The organism is Curtobacterium pomorum, from assembly GCF_044497295.1.
Lineage (GTDB): Bacteria > Actinomycetota > Actinomycetes > Actinomycetales > Microbacteriaceae > Curtobacterium.
This window is the reverse complement of sequence record NZ_CP172409.1, coordinates 1,682,327-1,697,601: the sequence shown is the minus strand read 5'-3', so window position 1 is coordinate 1,697,601 and position 15,275 is coordinate 1,682,327. Positions and strand designations below refer to the sequence as shown.

13 protein-coding genes are annotated in these 15,275 nt (G+C 68.8%); 3 read left to right on the top strand and 10 right to left on the bottom strand.

Annotated features, from left to right (window positions below):
- Positions 1 to 9 precede the first annotated feature (9 nt).
- Positions 10 to 1,110, top strand: a complete 1,101-nt coding sequence (locus ACGH48_RS08175; protein WP_396290968.1) for a glycosyltransferase — start codon at positions 10 to 12, stop codon at positions 1,108 to 1,110.
- Between the two features lie 43 nt (positions 1,111 to 1,153).
- On the opposite strand, the gene ACGH48_RS08170 is transcribed toward ACGH48_RS08175, so the two are convergent.
- From ACGH48_RS08170 to ACGH48_RS08135, 8 genes are all read right to left on the bottom strand, one after another.
- The gene (locus ACGH48_RS08170; protein WP_396290967.1) at positions 1,154 to 2,920 is read right to left on the bottom strand and encodes a glycosyltransferase family 2 protein; all 1,767 of its coding nucleotides are present in this window, start codon (positions 2,918 to 2,920) and stop codon (positions 1,154 to 1,156) included.
- Positions 2,917 to 4,566: a polysaccharide pyruvyl transferase family protein gene (locus tag ACGH48_RS08165; protein ID WP_396290966.1), complete on the bottom strand. Its 1,650-nt coding sequence runs from the start codon at positions 4,564 to 4,566 to the stop codon at positions 2,917 to 2,919. The genes ACGH48_RS08170 and ACGH48_RS08165 overlap by 4 nt, the downstream gene beginning before the upstream one ends.
- Positions 4,451 to 4,957 (bottom strand): acyltransferase, encoded by a 507-nt coding sequence (locus ACGH48_RS08160; RefSeq protein ID WP_396290965.1) that lies wholly within the window; start codon positions 4,955 to 4,957, stop codon positions 4,451 to 4,453. The genes ACGH48_RS08165 and ACGH48_RS08160 overlap by 116 nt, the downstream gene beginning before the upstream one ends.
- 197 nt (positions 4,958 to 5,154) lie before the next feature.
- A complete protein-coding gene (locus tag ACGH48_RS08155) occupies positions 5,155 to 6,360 on the bottom strand; it encodes a chondroitinase-B domain-containing protein (protein WP_396290964.1) in 1,206 nt (401 codons plus the stop codon).
- Between the two features lie 11 nt (positions 6,361 to 6,371).
- A complete protein-coding gene (locus ACGH48_RS08150; RefSeq protein ID WP_396290963.1) occupies positions 6,372 to 7,862 on the bottom strand; it encodes an SGNH hydrolase domain-containing protein in 1,491 nt (496 codons plus the stop codon).
- A gap of 3 nt (positions 7,863 to 7,865) precedes the next feature.
- Positions 7,866 to 9,392, bottom strand: a complete 1,527-nt coding sequence (locus tag ACGH48_RS08145; protein ID WP_396290962.1) for an SGNH hydrolase domain-containing protein — start codon at positions 9,390 to 9,392, stop codon at positions 7,866 to 7,868.
- Between the two features lie 142 nt (positions 9,393 to 9,534).
- Positions 9,535 to 10,215, bottom strand: a complete 681-nt coding sequence (locus ACGH48_RS08140; protein ID WP_396290961.1) for an ABC transporter ATP-binding protein — start codon at positions 10,213 to 10,215, stop codon at positions 9,535 to 9,537.
- 44 nt (positions 10,216 to 10,259) lie between these two features.
- Positions 10,260 to 11,081: an ABC transporter permease gene (locus ACGH48_RS08135; RefSeq protein WP_396290960.1), complete on the bottom strand. Its 822-nt coding sequence runs from the start codon at positions 11,079 to 11,081 to the stop codon at positions 10,260 to 10,262.
- 157 nt (positions 11,082 to 11,238) lie between these two features.
- Here ACGH48_RS08135 and ACGH48_RS08130 point away from each other — a divergent pair, with 157 nt between their 5' ends.
- Positions 11,239 to 12,609, top strand: a complete 1,371-nt coding sequence (locus tag ACGH48_RS08130; RefSeq protein ID WP_396290959.1) for a glycosyltransferase family 4 protein — start codon at positions 11,239 to 11,241, stop codon at positions 12,607 to 12,609.
- The gene (locus ACGH48_RS08125; protein WP_123312942.1) at positions 12,606 to 14,060 is read left to right on the top strand and encodes a glycosyltransferase family 2 protein; all 1,455 of its coding nucleotides are present in this window, start codon (positions 12,606 to 12,608) and stop codon (positions 14,058 to 14,060) included. The genes ACGH48_RS08130 and ACGH48_RS08125 overlap by 4 nt, the downstream gene beginning before the upstream one ends.
- Before the next feature lie 53 nt (positions 14,061 to 14,113).
- Here ACGH48_RS08125 and ACGH48_RS08120 read toward each other — a convergent pair whose 3' ends face one another.
- Positions 14,114 to 14,923: a hypothetical protein gene (locus ACGH48_RS08120; protein ID WP_396290958.1), complete on the bottom strand. Its 810-nt coding sequence runs from the start codon at positions 14,921 to 14,923 to the stop codon at positions 14,114 to 14,116.
- Complete coding sequence (locus tag ACGH48_RS08115) at positions 14,920 to 15,270, bottom strand: DUF2200 domain-containing protein (RefSeq protein WP_396290957.1); 351 nt, start codon at positions 15,268 to 15,270, stop codon at positions 14,920 to 14,922. The genes ACGH48_RS08120 and ACGH48_RS08115 overlap by 4 nt, the downstream gene beginning before the upstream one ends.
- Positions 15,271 to 15,275 lie beyond the last annotated feature (5 nt).

The window sequence follows — 15,275 nt, the reverse complement described above, 5'->3', positions numbered from 1 at the left end:
AGGAGCGCAATGCTGAGCACCCGCCGGATCGGCGTCTTCCCCGCATGGGAGGACAACCCGTACCTGAACTACCTGTACCTCGCCCCTCGCACTCGTGGCTTCGACATGTTGCACGCGACCGCATTCGCGAGCGGTGTCGCGCTCCTCGAGCGCCTCGGGGCCGGCGACGTCTTCCACCTGCACTGGACTGCGCCGATCGTGCAGCGCGCGGAGGACGCGGAGGACGCACGCTCGCGTCTTGCCCGGTTCGTCACCGCCGTCGACGAAGCGCAGCGACGTGGGGTGTTGCTGGTGTGGACGATCCACAACGTCCTCCCCCACGATGCGAAGTTCCGCGACTCCGAGATCGAGCTGTGTCGCCAACTCGCGGCCAGAGCCGACGTCATCCACGCGCTGTCGCCGGCGACGGTGGACATGACCGCCGAGCATTACGCGCTCCCCTCCGAGCGCGTCGTGCAGATTCCCCACCCGAGCTACCAAGGGGTCTACTCGAACACGTCGGATCGACGGTCCGCTCGCCGTGAGCTCGGCATCGGGCCGACGGACCGCGCAGTGCTCTTCTTCGGGCAGATGCGACCGTACAAGGGGCTCGACGCACTCTTCGCCGCCGTCGACGAACTTCCTGACGACGAGTCCCGCAAGACGGTCCTGCTCCTTGCGGGCAGGACGCGTCCAGAAGACCTCGCCGTGGTCGAGGACTCGCTCCCCAGCCGGGTGCGGGTCATCCGGGACCACTCGTTCATCCGCGATGAGGACGTCGACCGGTGGTTCCGAGCCGCCGACGTCGCCGTGTACCCCTACCGGGCGATCTTGAACTCGGGGAGCCTCCACCTCGCCGCGACGTTCGGGGTCCGAGCGCTCCTGCCGGGCGAGCCCCATCTTCGCGATGAGTTCGAAGGCGAGGACTGGATCGCGTTCTACGATCCCGAGGAACCAGAGTCAGGGATCGCAGCGGCTCTGGCGTCGCCGGACACCTACGCGCCGGTCACGACGCACGACGCCTTCTCACGGCGACTGTCACCGTGGAACGTGTCGGTCCGCTTCGCAGACGCACTCGAAGCTGCGCTCACGGCACGCGCTGACCAATCGGATGCCACGTCGGGATCCTGACCGGAAACGCGTCCTCGTGCGGCTGCCCGTTCAAGAGGGGGCTTCAGCGCCGAGGCACGACCTGCCGAACGACCTTCAGCGCCGCACGCGAAGCCGCAGCGCGACGACGTTCCAGGACCACCCGCCAGTTGCGAGACCGGTCCCCGAGGACGCGGAGCGTGTCGAATCGTTCGGGAAGCGGGAGCTGCATCCGTGCCGTGACGACCGGGACCTCGACCGTCGCAGCCCCGATTGCGTACTCGCCGACAAGGTCCCAGCGGCCCAGAGCAACCCGGTGCGACGGCACGGCCACGGACCACCTCGCGGCATATGCCGCGGGTTGTATCCGGAACGTCCCCGCCGTACCCTGGGCGCGTGCGATGACCGTCAGGCGGACGTCGTCACCCAGCAGCTCGACTGGTCCGCTGAGAACTGCACCGGTTCTGTCGAGGCGAACGTCGTCGACGACGAGTCGTGTGCGGATGCTGGTCGAGATCAGCCAGACCGCCCCTGGCTCGCGGAGCTGCAGAGCGCGGACGACCTGACGCACGGGGCCGCGCTTCACCGCGGCGAGGTCGATCGAGTCCGCCAGGCCAGCACCGGCCACCCGCTCGGTCAGCGCGTCGACGGCGTCGCGTCCGACATCGCGTGCGTGGTGCAGCAGGACGGTCGCCAAGCCGTCCGTCACGATTCGTTCGCGACTCACCTTGGGCAGGACATCGGTCCGGCGAGCGATGACCTCAAGGGCGTCGACCCAGGCGTCCAGCGTCTCCACGTCGTAGGTGTCCCGTTGTCGGGCATCTTCCTCGAGGCGGTTGAAGCGGATCGCCACGTCGAGTTCGCCGGCCATGACCAGGCACCACAACACCTGCTTGTGCGGCGTCGCAACCGGTAGTGACCAGTGCGGCGTGGCTTCCACCAGGTGCTCCAGCGCCGCGAGCGCTCCGCTTGCCCGGACACGATCGGACGAGACCGAACGGAGGAACCGGCTGAGGTGGAGCCAAGCATCGGCATCGAACACGAGCGATGAGTACGTCTTCGCGAGCCCGGTGTCCCCGTGCGCCGAGACGAGCTCGGCGCACGCTGCTTCTTGGGTGAAGTAGCTCACTGCCGCCGCGTCGGCTCCCGCGCGCGAGGTCATGGATCCGGTGCCGGGCCGGTCACGGTAGAGGTAGACACAGTCCGGCAGGACGTCGATGGTCCGCGCGGAGAGGTACGTGCGTGTCATCGGCACGATGTCGTTCGACCGTGGCACCTCCGGGAACTCGAGCCCGATCGCGGTCAGGAAGGTTCGACGGAAGACCTTGTTCCACACCGCTCGGCCCCGGATCAGCGCTGGCACGTCGGTGATCGTGGCCTCGGCTCGTGACTCGTCGAACACACGCCAGTTCTTCGACGGCTGCCAGGTCCGAACGGAGGAGAACTTCAGCCAGTCGCCGAACGCTATGTCCGAGCCCGACTCCTCGAGCGATGCGACCAGGCGCTCGTACGCTCCCGGGGGCACGATGTCGTCACCGTCCGCGAAAGCGATGTACTTGCCGCGAGAGACCGCCAGTCCCACATTGCGAGCGCCAGCGCCGCCTCGCTTGTGTGCACGGACGACCCGGACGCGAGGGTCCGCCGACGCGAAGTCGGTCAGACGCTCGAACGTTCCGTCGGAGGAATGATCATCGACGATGACGACCTCCATCGAAGTGAGGGTGCACTCGAGAACGCTTCCGAGGAGCTCGTCGATCCACGGTTCGACGTCGTGGGTCGGGATCACGACGGAGAGGAGCGGTTCCGTGTCGCGACGCAGATGGTCGTCCTGTGCCGGGAGCGGCGTACTCACGATGCTTCGATCTCCTTGTGGATGACGGCGAACCCTCGTCCTGTCCGGTCGACCCGGTAGGGCGAACCGTCGTGCCACCAGCGTGGGAACGTCATCGTGGGCGCCGACCTGACCACGACATCACGCGATCCACCAGGACCGTCGATGTGTACGACGAGGACCCAGTCGCCGTTCGGCGTCTCCGCGAGCGGGACCTCTGCTGACCACCGGACGGTTCCGATGGTGGGCTCGACCTCGTCCCAGATGACGTCTTCGACCGGGTACCGGTCGAGGAGTCGGTCGTCCGCGATCAACAGCGACACCGTGAAGTCGTCGAGCCCGCCGTCGGGCAACTGAAGGCTCCCGCCGACCACGAGGCGCCCGTCGTCCCCCGCTCGCTGGACGTGGTCGAGTACCGAGTCCGCTCCCCGCACGTTCAGGATCGCACTTCGACGGAGCGCATCGCCGAGCCGGTACCTCGCCAGATCGCGAGTCCGATTCCAACGCTCGTCGACACCCTGGAGCATGCCGGCGGCGTCGAGTCGACGGACGTCGCTGACGACGCGCTCGAGTTCGGCGTCGTCCAGCACCATGGCTCGGTCTCGCAGCACCGGGACAGCGATCCTCCGCGCGATCTCCTTCCAGGCATCGAGAGTGGCCCCGGGCCGAGCAGTCAGCGCACGTTCGGTCGTCTCGGACACCACCGTCGCGAGAGACCGAACCGGGATGGACGCCGGAGGAGGATCGCCTGTCCAGAGCTCGCTCGGGAAGGCTTCGAGCAGCGCGGTCCGATGCCGTACGTCCGGCGCCTCGGCCCCGCCGAGCGCGATCGCTTCCTCGACGCTCTCCGCGATGACGACGTCGGTGCGCCCGGTGCCCTCGTAGTAGTCGACGTACTTCACCGGGCTCTCCGTCGATGACCGGACAGCTCGGGCTGGGACTCCGTACGCCTCAGCCGTGATGATCGCGTGCAAGGACGTCCCCACGACGAGGTCGCCAGCAAGCAACTCCTCGATCACCTGCCAAGGCGCTCCGGTCGGACTCACCACGTGCTCGCCAGCAGCATCGAGTCCGACGTCGTTCACGTTCGGGACGACGACGACGGCATGTCGTTTGCGCTCGGGCGATGCCAACACCGCGGTCTCCGGGAACAGTGCGGGCAGGAGAACACCAGGGTCGCCGAAGCAGGGCGGAACGCTGCTGCCCTCCGACTCGAGGGCGACCGCGGTCAGTGGTCCTCGGACGGCTCGGACGTCGAACACCCGCCGCGGGTCCAGGCGACGGGGACGCAGTTTCGCGTTCACGCCGGAACCCCAGACGACATCGCCAGGCTCAGCGAACTGCATGATCGAACCGATGGTGAGCAAGGACGGCTGGCGCGCGTCCTGCTCGGCCGGGCTGCTCACGAGACGACGGGTGAGAAGGGGCCCGAGAAGGTCTCCGAAGTTGTCGACCCGGCCGCCGCCATCGGCACCGGGGTTCCATCGGACGACCCGGACGCCGTGGACGTCCTCCGCGTAGTCGTTCTCCACGACAGACAAGCCTATTGGTTCACCGACGCGGCGAGAGCCAGCGTCGGCGGCGGCCGTCCGGAACGCCCTGATCGGCTCCCGGAGGGTTCGGGATCGATTCGGCGCCGATCGTCCGAACGAGCCGCGCCGGCACACCGGCGACCACCGTGTTCGGCTGCACGTCCCGGTTGACCAAGGAACCGGACGCCACCACCGAACCGGCGCCGATCGTCACACCACCGAGCACCGTGACGTCCCCGCCGATCCACGCGCCGTCGTCCACCTTGATCGGCTTCGAGCTCTTCTTGCCAGCTCGCGACGCCCGGACCCCGATCTCGTGGCCCTCGGTGAGGAACCGAGTGAAGGGGCCGACCGCGACCCGCACGCCGAAGGTGACACCCGGTTTCACGTACACGTCGCGGTTGAGGAAGGTGCCGCGACCGATCGTGAGCGGCCCGAAGAGTTCCGCACCACGGTAGATGTTCACGTCGTCCGCGAGCTCGATGGGAGCTTCGTCCGAGCTGTGCATCCGGACGCGCTCGTCCACGCGGACACGTTCGCCGCGCCGGACGGACGAGGCGAACGTCGACGAAGGGAACAACTCGTTCCGGAGGCTCGCGACCTCGCGCTCGAGCCGGGCCACCGTGTCTCGGAGCTCAGCGGAGGTCGGCGGGGCATCACTGCACTCAGGGACAGCGGAACCCTCGTCTCCTGCCCTGCTGGATGTCGATCCCTCGGCGGCACTCATCCTGCGTACTGCCCGTAGTTCGCGAGCACAGCCGCCGACGACGCGCGCGCGGTGCAGTTGGCGATGGATCCGGTGTACGAGAACGGCGTCTTCGTGTTGTTCCTGGCGGTGAACAGGTGCGCGCTCACTCCGTAGTCCTCCGACACCGGCCTCGCGTAGCCCGACAAGAGCGAGTCCGTCGCCGCGTTCTTCCCCGGGGCCGCGAGCTGGTAGGTCTTCACCGCACCGTCGTACGGACCGGACCCGGATGGCAGCGCGATCACGTTGCGCTGGGCGACGACCGCCTGGGCCTTGAGTCCGATCGTGACGCCGGAGGCTGCCGCCAGCATCGTGTTGTAGCGGATCGACACGTTGCGCGGGCTTCCGTTGGCGGTGCTCGGTGTGCTCCCGGCCGCCTTGATGTTCGACCCACGCGGCGCTCCCGCGATGAGGTTCCTCTCGATGACGCCGCCGGTCGAGTAGATGCTCGACATGAGGTAGATGTTGTGATCGGTGCCCTGGGTGCCGGTCGCTCGATTGTCGTGGATGCAGTTCCCAGCGATCCGGAAGTCACGTGGCGCCGCCGCGCGGAGCGCACTGGCCGTCCCGGACGCAGTGGTCGCGTTGACGAGGAGGTTCGCGACTCCGGTCGATCCGGTCACTTCGTTGTTCCGGAAGGTCCAACCGACTCCGCCGGACATGAGCACGACTGCCTGCCCGCTCTTCTGGACAGCGGAGTTGTAGAGGAACCGGATTCCCTGCACCGTCCAGTAGTCGGGCGAGGTCATGATGAGTGTGCCGCTGATCTGGACCCGCTCGCCCGGAGCCGCCTGCAGCACGATCGGTCGAGTACTGGTACCTCGCTCGATCCCCCAGCCGATCGCCTCCGCGTACGTTCCGGATCGAACCACGATCACGTCACCGGCGTGAGCCGAGCGCACGGCCGCCTGCACCGTCCGCAGCGGAGCGGTCGCATTCGGCTCAGGGCACGCGTCCTGGTACGGGGGCCGCGAAGCCGGGTCCTTCAGGCAGGGCACACGGGAGTACTGCTTGTACGAGTCGGTGCCGGTGGTCGACACGTAGAGGTACCGTCCGCCCGCCGACGGGCTGGCCAGCGACGTCGAGCCCACTCCGTACTGAACGGTGCTGGCCGCGCGCGCCGGCGCGATGTCGATCGCAGTCACCGCGCTCACCACGAGTGCCGTGACGAGCGCGAGGATCATCGAGGGCCTTTTCACAACGAGCCTGCCATCTCCTGGACGAGGTACGGGACGAGCGTTCGGACGAAGGTTGCCGACATGTGGTGCCGGTCACGGTAGGCCATCACGTGACCGATGACCACGGGGCATCGAGCCGCGTCGCACATGCGGCCGGTCTGGTCGATGAGCACTGCACCCGGCGTCGATGCCACAGCCGCGCGCAAGGGGTCCTGCACCGCGAAGGCCGAAGACTTCGTGGTCGCACACTTCGTTGCGGTCGAAGCGGTCTTCGAACCCACTGCGCAGGAGATGGCGGCCTCGGACTGCATCGGGTCGTCAGCCACGGCGATGACCTTCGTACCCTTCGCGATGAGCGGCTTCCACGCGGCGGAGAACGACGCCGGGTCCACCGAGTCACTTCGCAGGGCAGTGACGACCACGACGTCGTACCCGCCTGCAGCAAGCCGCTTCGCGAGGTCGGTCCGCCGCTTCTGGCACGGATCCCCTGCACTCGTCGAAGCGAGCACGCAGCCTCGACCGACGAAGGAGTCCACCCGCCAGTTCAGCGTCGATGCAGTCGCTTTCAGACCCGACAAGAGCATCGCGCCGTGCGAGTCCCCGGTGACCGCTACCCGGAGTGCGTCCGCACGGGACGAACCGTACCGGCACGACGGCACGGGCACCGAGACGTCCGAGGTGTAGCAGGAGAAAGCACCCTGCGTGTCCTTCTCGGATTCGGCGGGCTTGGGCGAGATGGTGTCGCCCCAGCGGGAACCGTCGCACGTCGGAGTCGCCCCTGCGTCGGCACCCCAGCACTGCTTGCCGTCGTCGAGCTTCGCGGTCGCGGCCCCGTAGGCACCAGCTCGCAGCACGCCGCTCGCCTTGACGATGAGTCCGTCACCGGACGGGACGACCATGCGGTAGGCGCCGGCACCCCAACGAGTGACCTTGACCGGGATGGAGACACGTCCGCCCGTCTTCGCGTAGGACTGCCCGGCGAACGTCCAACCCGTCGGGGTCCACTGCTCGACCTTCACCCGTTTGCCTGCCAGACCGCCGTGGAGCCGACCGGTGAACTCGCGCACAGCACCGACTGCGACGTCCGCCGTTCCCGCCGCCGCCGCATCGTAGAGCTGTGGCTGGACCTGGACCCGCACCACCGCACTCGCGACCGTCGCCGAGCCGACGACGGCCCGTGCCCGGAACTGGCCGCCCTTGAGTGCCTGCAGCGAAGTCGACCAGGTGCCGGTCGCCGTGGACTCGACCGCAGCGACTGCGTGCCACGAGCCCGTGCTGGCGAGGTCACGCGACTCGACCGTGACCGCTGCAGCGACGGGTGCGCTGGCGCTGCGCACCGTGCCGGACAAGGTGATGCCCTGTCCGTAAGCGGCACCTGTCGTCGACGACCGGAGCGACACCGCCGAAGTGCTCGCTGCGGTCGCGGGCGAAGCGAGCCCGAGGCCCGCCAACACCACGGCCGCAGCCGTCAACAGGACCGTGGAACGTCCTCGGGCACGGTTCATCATGGGTCAGGCCCCTCGTCTGATCTGGTCGAGTGCGTTCAGCACGTACGGTCCGAGTGTGGCACTCCACGTTCCCGAGATGTGATGGCGATCTCGGAAGACGATGACGCCGCCGATGACGAGCGGGCAGGCGTCAGCCGTGCAGTAGTGCGATGTCAGGTCGACCAGCGACGCGCCGGGCGAGGCCCGCACGGCGGCCGCGAGCGGATCGATCCCCCCGAGCGCGAACGTGCGCGACGTCGAGCACTGCTGCGCTGCGAACGCTCCCCCGGTCGTGGTGCAGGCGACCAACTCGTCGGTGAGGTACGGCTGGTCTGCGATGGCCACGACCTTTGCCCCTGATGCCAGCACGGGCGCCCAGGCCCTCCGGTAGCCCTCCGACGTGGCTGCGGCCCCCGCGCTCCCCGCGGTACTGCGGGGCTGACGGAGCCCTGCGACGACCACCATGTCGTAGTCGCCGGCCAGGAGTCGTCGCTCGATGTCGGCCGACCGTGGCGCGCAGGGGTCACCGGCGGATTGCCCCAACCACCGACAGGTGACGCCGAGGAACGTGTCGAGGTGCCAGTTGCGCGCACCGAGGCGATTTCGGATGCCGGCGACGTAGCCAGCCGCATGCGAGTCACCGACCAGCGCGACCCGGTACGCGGTCTTCTGCGTCGAGCCGTAGCTGCAGCTCGGGACCAGAGCGGTACCGTCCGCCGTCCAGCACCCCTTCGCGAATGCTCCGCCGGTGTCGGCCGAGAGCCCCGCCGCGTCCGTCGTCGGCAGCGCGAGTCCATCGAGTGCGCGGTTGGTGCACGTCGCTGCCGAAGGCGCGCCTGCGGCACCGACGCACGTCGTCTTCGCGGACAGGGCGTCCACGGAAGCGACAGTGGTGAGCTGTTGGACCGGACCGAGCTTCGAGATGAGACCGCCGGACGCCGGAAGGTAGACGCGCATGGCAGTGTCGCCGGCGGCGACGCGGAACGGCAGGACGAACGTCCCGCCCTTGGCGACGCGTGTGACGGTCGAGTCGACCCATTTCCCGCCTCGCAGGACGACGAGTTTGACGCGTTGGCCCGCGAGCTGTGCGTAGACGGCGGCGCTCGCGGACTTCTCTGCTCCGGCAACCGCGTACGAGCGTGCGGCCGGGACCGACGAGTAGATCTGTGCTTGCACGGCCACCGGCAGGTATGCACTCGCGGCTGCACCGTGGCCGGCGGTCTTGACGACCTCTGCCTTCAGCTTGTAGCTCGTGGTCGGGGTGAAGCCGAACGTCCACTTCCCGGTGCTCGATGAACGCGTCGTTCCGATCAGCACCCAGGTCGTCTTCCCAGACGGCATGCCGACGATGCGCACGTCCTCCGTGACCGGGCGATTGGACACCGACACGGACCCGGTGATGGTGACGTTCTTGCCGAGAGCGACGCCGCTGGCGTTCGCGCTGGCGGTCACCTTGGTGGCTGGGGCTGCGGCGTAGGCGGTGGCACCGCTTCCCCCGACGATCATCGCGACGATCGAGAGCAGAGCGAGCGTCCCGAGGGACCGGAGCATTCGAGGACGAACGGTGGCCGGTTCCCCGGAGAGACGGGTGTTCAGGACAGACTCGTTTCAGAAGGGAACGAACAGTTTCGGCAGAATCATAGGTGATTCTGAGTCAACTAAAGGTCACGATCGCCGACGGGCGCAACCTCGATCAGACCGTGGCGTTGTACGCGTCGATGACCGGCGTCGCGTCGCCCGCGCCACGCAGCTGCCCCGCGTCGAGCCAGGCGACCTGATCGCACATGTCGCGGACCGTGCTCATCGAGTGGGACACGAGGATCACCGTCCGGCCCTCTTCACGCATCTCGCGGAACTTCGTGCGGCAGCGCTTCTGGAAGGTCGCGTCACCGACAGCGAGCACCTCGTCGACCACGAGCACGTCGGGAGTCCCAGCCACGGCCACCGAGAAGCCGAGTCGGACGTACATGCCGGACGAGTAGTTCTTCACGGGTTGGTCGATGAAGTCGCCGACGCCCGCGAACGAGACGATCTCGTCGAACTTGCGAGTCACTTCCTTCTTCGTCATGCCGAGGATGGAGCCGTTGAGGAACACGTTCTCACGACCGGACAGCTCGGGGTGGAAGCCTGATCCGACCTCGAGGAGCGACGCCTGGCGACCATGGACCTGGATGCGCCCCTGGTCCGGGTACAGGATCTTCGCGAGGCACTTGAGCAGCGTCGACTTCCCGCTCCCGTTCCGGCCGATCAAGCCGAACGTACTTCCGCGAGGAACTTCGAACGACACGTCCTTGAGCGCCCAGAAGTCCTCGTGGACCGACTTCCGTCCGCGCATCACCGCACTCTTCAGGGTGTTGTTCTGCTCGTGGAACATGCGGAACCTCTTGGCGAGGTGCTCCACGGAGACAGCGACGTCGTTCACAGCAGTTCCGCCAACTTCTTCTCGTTCCGGGAGAACACCACGTAGCCGATCGCCAGGCTCGCGCATGCCCACACCAGGCAGGCGAGCAGATCGCCCCACTCGGGCAATCGGTTGTCGTACATGAGGTTCCGGAAGACGGTGGAGAACCGCTCGATCGGGTTGAGCCGGTACAGCGTGAGGATCCACGGGTGCCCCGCCTTGTCGGCGGCGTCCTCGACGAGCGAGATCGGGTAGATGATCGGCGACAGGTACATCCACATCTGGAGCGCGATGCCGACGAGGTGCTGCATGTCACGGAAGTGCACGTTGACGATGGCGAGGACGAGTCCGACACCGCAGGAGAACATGGCCAGGAGCAGCATCGTGATGACGATGACCGGCAGGTAGACCCAGAAGTTCGAACCGGCGATCGCGAGGGCGATGAGGAGCACACCCATCTCGACCAGCCAGGTGAACCCGAAGGAACCGACCGCGGCGATCGGGAGGGCCATCCGCGGGAAGTAGACCTTCTTGATCAGCGACCCGTTGGCCACGATCGAGGTCATCCCGGAGTTGATGACGTTGCGCGCGAAGATCCACGGCAGCAAGCCGCACATGAGCCACAGCGGGTAGATGCTCAGTCCGCTGGGGTCGCCGACCTCGAGCCGCGCCCGGAAGATGAACGAGTACACGATCGTGTAGATCAGCATCGTCGCGAGCGGGTTGATCAGGGACCACAGCTGCCCGAAGACCGTGCGGCGGTACTTGCCCTTGACCTCACGGGCGGTGAGGTTCGCCAGCAACTCGCGCGACGACATGAGCTCGTTCAGGTACGTCATGCTTCGGGTGCTGGCTCCTCCGGGGCGCAACGGAGCGCTCCTCACAGGGATTCGGGGACGAGACATTCTCGCACAGTCGTTGTCTTCTGCATGTTCGAACGGACCCGCGCGGCATCGACATGACGAAGACTCGCCCAAACGTTTGTAGGCTGACACGGTGATCGTCAGCTTCGCCAACCACTCGACGGCGCCCGTCAACCTCGGCGGCGCGGAGCGGTCCCTCCTCCGGTTCGTCGAGGACTGGCTGGCGATCGACCCGACGATGACCCCGACCTTCGTCACGAAGGCCCCGAAGGGCAAGTTCATCGAGGCGCTCGACGACCGCGGCTGGTCCTACGACGCCCTGCGGTTCCGCGGGTGGGCGCTGCCGAGCCCGCAGCCGGCTCCGGCCGCGGAACGCGCGGCGTTCGCCACCGTCGACTACGCCGCGGTGAACGCGATCATCCGCCTGTACGAGCGGCAGCGCCCGGACCTCGTGGTCACGAACACCCTCGTCGCACCGTGGGCGTCCTTCGCCGCCGCGGTCCTCGGGATCCCGCAGGCGTGGTTCGTCCGCGAGTACGGCGACCTCGACCACGGGCTGCAGTTCCAGACCGGGCGTGCGGGTGTCCTCGGTGACATCGGCCTGCTGTCCGGTGCCGTCGTGACCAACTCCGAGGCGATGCGCGAGCACCTGGCGCAGTACATCCCCGCCGACAAGCTCTCCGTCGCGTACCCGACGGTCGACACCGAACGCCTCCTGGCCTCGAAGGACGAGACGCCGGCGGTCGCGCCGTTCCCGCAGGCCGAGCCCGGCCTCCGGATCACGGTCCTCGGCCGTGTCGAGGAGTCGAAGGGCCAGCACCGTGTCGTGGACGCCCTGGGCGCGCTGCACGAGCGCGGGGTCGCCGCGAGCGTCTGCTTCGTCGGCAGTTGGAAGCACCCCGGCGAGGACCAGCGCCTGACCGAGCGCGCCCGCGCGCTCGGCGTCGCCGACCGTGTCGTGTTCGCGGGCGAGCAGCAAACGCCCGCCCCGTTCATCGAGGCTGCGGACGTCTGCATCACCCCGTCGACGATCGAGGCCTTCGGTCGCACGACGGCCGAGTACATGACCCTGGGCAAGGCGGTCGTCGCGACCCGCCAGGGCGGGAGCGCCGAGCTCGTCGACGACGGCGTCACCGGCGTGCTCGTGGACGCCGACGACGTCACGGCGCTCACGGACGCGCTCGCGACGTACGCGGCGGAGCCGGAGACGGCCAGGAGGCACGGCGCGGCTGCTCCGGACCGGCTCGCGTCGGTCACCGGCGCGGGTCACGACAACGCGGCGGCGATCGCACGTCTGGTCGCGCTGGTCGGCACCGAGGGCTACCGACTCCCCCAGGCTGCGCGGTACTGGTTCGAGCTCCCCGGTGCCTACGCCTCGCTCGGCGCCACGAGTGCGCGCGCCGCGCTCGGCCTGCTCGCGAACCGTGTTCGCGCCCGCTCCGGGACGGTCGGCCGACTCCTCGCCCGACCGGGTGTGGTCGCACGGAAGCTGGTGCGCCGATGAGCCGCGACCGGCGTCCGGTGACGATCGTCGTCCCGATCTACGACGACCTCCCCGGCCTCGAGCGCTGCATCCAGGCGCTCCTCGAGACCGTCGACTTCTCGGTCGACCGGGTCCTGCTGGCCAACGACGTCGGACCCCACGTCGACGCCATCGAGGCCCGCGTCCTCGAACTCGTCGGTGAGCACCCCGGCTTCGAGTACACCCGCAACCCGCGCAACCTCGGGTTCGTCGGCAACTGCAACCGCGCCGTCCTCGAGCTCGACCGGACCGGCAACGACGTCCTGCTGCTGAACAGCGACACGGTGCCGATGCCGGGCTTCCTCGACGAGATGACCGCCGTGCTGGCGTCCGACGACGCGATCGGGGTGGTGTGTGCGCGCAGCGACAACGCGACCATCGCGTCGTTCCCCTACGCCCGGCGCAACCCCCGGGCGACGCTGCCCCCGCGCCGCACGCGCGAGCTGCACGGCCGGACGAAGTACCTGCTCCCCCGGCACACGGTCTCGCCCGTGGCGATGGGCTTCTGCTTCCTCATCCGGCGCGAGGTGATCGACCGGTTCGACCTGTTCGACGAGGTGTTCTCCCCCGGCTACGGCGAGGAGAACGACTTCTGCCTGCGCATCAACGAGCACGGCTACACGTCGGTGCTGGCGAACCGCGCGCTCGTCCTGCACACCGGCTCGACGAGCTTCAGCGGCGACCGCGGCCCGTCACTCCGCCTGGAGCACGAGCGCATCCTGCTCGAGCGGTACCCGTTCTACGCCGGGGCCGTCGCGCTGTTCCTCGCCCGCTACCGTGACGCCGTCGACGTGTTCGCCGACGCGTTCCTGCCCGACGACGACGTCGTGCGCGTGGCCCTGCACCTGCCGACGGAGATCACCCCGGAGGTCGTGGCACGTGTCCGTGACACCCTCGCGTGCGCGGCGGACGACGTGGTCGTCACGGTCATCGTCTCGAAGGCGCAGATCCGGTCGGCACGGCAGGCGTTCCCCGGAGCCCTCATCGCCGTCGGCGGCCGTCCTCGCCAGATCTTCGACGTGGCCGTCGCGCTCGGGGCGTTGACGACCTTCGCGCAGCTGTCCGCACTCAACGCCAACGCGCCGCGCTGGATCCTGGTCGACCCGGTGTCGCACGACATCCGCTGGTCGCACGCGGTCGCGAACCACCGTGCGTCGGCGATCGACCGCATCCTCCGTCGCTTCGAGAACCAGAGCACGTCCTGGCGCGGCGGCGACGGACTCGTCGAGTTGATCCGGATGGCGGCCGACACCGAGATCGACCCAGCATCGCTCCGCGCGCGCTGGCACGCCGTCTCGGACATCGCCGAGGCGACGGGTCTGCTCGTCCACCGGGCGACCGTGTCGCTCCGCCGGCTCACGGCCCTGAGCTTCGGGGCCCGGAACCCACGCATCGTCGCGCGGATCCGCGCGATCACCGGGCGCGGCGCCTGAGACGACGCCCCTGCTGACGGGAGGCCCGTGGCGGCCCCGCCACGGGCCTCCCGTCAGACGACCGCGTCGATGACCGGACGGTGGCGTCCGACGCTCGTCGCGTCCCACGCACCCAACAGGTGCAGCGTCGCGATGCGGAACGCGAGGGCCCGGACCAGCAGCTGCCGCCACTCGGGCTCACCGGCTCCGAGCGTGTCGAGTCGCTCGACCGCGACGCCGTGCCAGCACACCGCGTCGACGGCCGCGATCGCGGTGCCGAACGCCGCCGGACGCCAGTACGGCGGCCAGTCGATGATCGTCGGTGCGGACCCCTCGGCGAACAGCACGTTGCCGAGCAGGTCACCGTGGACCAGCTGCGACGGCGAGTGGACCGGACGGAACGACGCCGCGAGCCGGTCGAGGGTGGGGTCCGTCGGCAGCGGTTCCTCGCCCCACGCCATCCGGTCGGCACGGGCCCACGGGTCCGTGGCGGCTCCGGTGGTGGACGCCGTGCCGAGGAACGCTGGTCGATCGACGCCGGCGACCGCGCGGTGGAAGGCGCGGCCTGCCTGGACCACGTCCTCGACGCGGGACTCGTCGGCTCGACCGGCGACGAACTCCCAGGCCTCCCAGTCCCCCGACCGCCAGCTCCCGTCGTGGGTGGCCACGGGTCGGGGTGCGCGGAACCCCGCCGAGTGCTCGAGCTCGGCCAGGAGGTCGGCACGCCAGTCGGTCACCGCCGGGCCGTCGTGCGGACGGAGCACGACGCCGCCAGCGAGCCAGGTCAGTCCGCGCCCGCCCGTGAGCGGCACCGGCGTGGCCGCTCCCACACCGAACGCGTGCAGCGCTCCGGCGTCCGGAGCGACCAGCTCGGTGCCGTTCACGCGCTCCGCAGCACCTTCGTCATCGGGCGGCCCCTCGCGACCTCGTCGACGAGCTTGTCGAGGTACCGGATCTGCCGCATGAGCGGGTCGTCGAGTTCCTCGATGCGCACACCGCAGATCACGCCGGTGATCAGCGGCGCGTTCGGGTGCAAGTGCGCGGCGGCGAAGAAGTCCTCGAACGTGGTCTCGTCGGCGAGGTGTCGCGCGAGCGCCGCCTCGTCGAAGCCGGTCAGCCACCGGATGACGGTGTCGAGCTCGGCCTTCGTGTGGCCCTTCCGCTCCACCTTCGCGAGGTAGTGCGGGTAGACAGCCGCGAAGGGCGTCCCGAAGATCCGGTGTCCGGCCACGGTCA